1 protein-coding gene is annotated in these 1894 nt (G+C 66.3%); it reads left to right on the top strand.

All coding sequences use genetic code 11. The features are described from left to right. Nucleotides 1–597 precede the first annotated feature (597 nt). Entirely contained in the window at nucleotides 598–1362 is a 765-nt protein-coding gene (locus ADK54_RS11365) for a MerR family transcriptional regulator (protein WP_053725457.1), read from the top strand. Nucleotides 1363–1894: the final 532 nt, after the last annotated feature.

Here is a 1894-nt window from a genome sequence, read left to right as displayed (position 1 = left end):
ACTCTTTCGTGTCCGACTTCCTCGGTGCCTTTCCGGTTCTCCCTCTCGGGTTTCCCTTTCCGGCGGTTCCGACTCTATCAGATCCTTTCGGGCCTGATTCCCGGTCGAAATCGGGGTGTCTTCCCGGCTGTTGGGCCGTTCCGACGTCCCGAACTCTAGCGGATCTTTCCGGCGATTCGTAATCGAGTCTTCCGGTCCGACCAGAATTGAATTCGGCATGCCGAAAGCGCTCCCGGTCGGGAGATCGTGCTGAGTTGGGGTTGCCGCAGAATCTGCGGCGGACGGTTGCCTCGGAGCCATCCCGGCTGCATGACAACTCGGAGAACACTACACGAGGTTCTGCGGGCTTCGTGCGCCCCCTCGCCTTACGGGGACGACGTCCCCGAAGGCCCCCAGAAGTGTGTTCGTCGTCCGCGGACCGTCTGTGGCTGGTCGCGCAGTTCCCCGCGCCCCTAAGGCCAGTACGCCCATACAAGCGGTGAGGTTCAGCGGGGCTCGCCCCGGCCCCCGTTTCGGGTTGCGGTTGCCGTTGCGTCAACTCCTAACGTCGTCTCTGCGGCCGGAGACGGACTCCGGCCCGGCGACGGGAGCACGGTCATGGCCTGGTCGATCGCGGATGTGGCTCGGATGTCCGGGGTGACGTCCCGGACGCTGCGGCACTACGACGAGATCGGGCTGCTGCCCCCGGCCTGGATCGGGAGCAACGGGCACCGCTACTACGAGGAGGCCGATCTGTTGCGGCTGCAGCAGATCCTCCTCATGCGGGAGCTCGACCTGGGGCTCCGCGAGATCCAGGCCGTACTCGACAGCCAGGTCGACCGCGTGGCCGTACTCCGTGAGCACCACCAGCGGCTGCTGGCGGAGCGGGACCGGCTCAGCACCCTGGCCCGCACCGTCGACCGCACCATCGCCGAACTGGAAGAAGCAGAGGAGAACAACGACATGACGAAGATCAATCGGCCGGAGAACCTGTTCGAGGGGTTCGAGCCCTCCGCCGAGGAGAGCGACAAGGTGCGCGAGCGCTGGCCGAAGGCCTGGGAGCAGTCCCGGCAGGCCGTCGAGACGATGACCGACGAGGACACCGAGCGGTGGCAGCGTGAGGTGACGGCGCAGATGATCCGCATCGCGGAGTTCATGGTGGCCGGCACCCCGGTCGACGACCCCCAGGTCCAGGCCGAGGTCGACGACCACTACCGGAACGTCTGCCGGTTCTGGACGCCGAACGCGACCGCGTACAAGGGGCTCGCCCAGACCTACGTCGACGACCCCCAGATGCGCGCCAACTACGACAAGATCGCCGACGGCCTGGCCGTCTACCAGCGGGACGCGATGCTCGTCTACGCCGACGCCCGGCTGAGCTGAGCCATCGCTCATTCCGTCGGTCCACCGACCAGACGGAGCGTCACCTAGCGTCGGGGGGCTGCAGACCCCCGACTGCACCCGGCGATTCCCGGCTTCACCCGGCAATCGCCGGCCGGACCCAGCGCCCAGCGCGTTTCAGCCCGGCCTACCAACGCCCCCCATAACCGCATTTGGGAGTTTTGGCAGCACAGCGAAGCTATGCCTCGAATGCCCTCCGGCCCGCCGTTCCAACTTCGTAACCGTTCCCGAGGCGGCATCGCCCCGAGTCCACCCGGCACCTGGGAAATCGGGGATCCGGGCAGGTCCGCGCGGTCTGGCTGCGCGTTGCGCGTGCAATCTGCATTGGGTAGACATAGACGGCGCGCCGCGTTGCGCGTGTGGTGTTCGTTATGTCTGTTACGGGGGTGTGTGCGTGAAGTTCGACATGGGGTCTACGACTCTGTCCGATCTGGGGAAGAGCACCGAGGGTTCGAGTGGTGATCTGGGTGCGTTGATCCGGCAGTTGATTGCTGCGGCCGAGCCGTTGGAGGGC

Source organism: Streptomyces sp. WM6378 (genome assembly GCF_001279695.1).
Classification (GTDB): domain Bacteria; phylum Actinomycetota; class Actinomycetes; order Streptomycetales; family Streptomycetaceae; genus Streptomyces.
The sequence above is the reverse complement of the archived record's forward strand: the minus strand, read 5'-3'. Positions and strand labels throughout refer to the sequence as shown.